This window comes from Vogesella mureinivorans (genome assembly GCF_007644035.1).
In the GTDB taxonomy this organism is placed as follows: Bacteria; Pseudomonadota; Gammaproteobacteria; order Burkholderiales; family Chromobacteriaceae; genus Vogesella; species Vogesella mureinivorans.
In genome coordinates this window covers 1-256 of sequence record NZ_VMTV02000508.1, presented here as the reverse complement: position 1 = coordinate 256, position 256 = coordinate 1, and the positions used below count along the sequence as shown (strand labels likewise).

Annotated in this window: 1 protein-coding gene; it reads right to left on the bottom strand. The window is 39.5% G+C overall.

The window, feature by feature from the left end; translation table 11 throughout:
• On the bottom strand, positions 1–256 hold a 256-nt coding region (locus FLQ44_RS13635), incomplete at both ends, for an aldehyde dehydrogenase family protein (protein WP_147694821.1).

Here is a 256-nt window from a genome sequence, read left to right as displayed (position 1 = left end):
GAATATTAATACCCACCATACCGACTTTGATGTGATCACTAAAATAGCGAGCAGCTTCACCATCACGAGTATAGATACACGTTCCGTTGCCATACTCATGATCATCAATCAGATCCATGGCTTCTTGCATGGTTTTTACACGAATGACTTGCAGTACTGGACCAAAGATCTCTTCTTTATAACTGGTCATATTGGGCTGAACTTGGTCGATTAATGTTGCACCAACATAAAAGCGATTTTTATAGTAAAGTGGTGT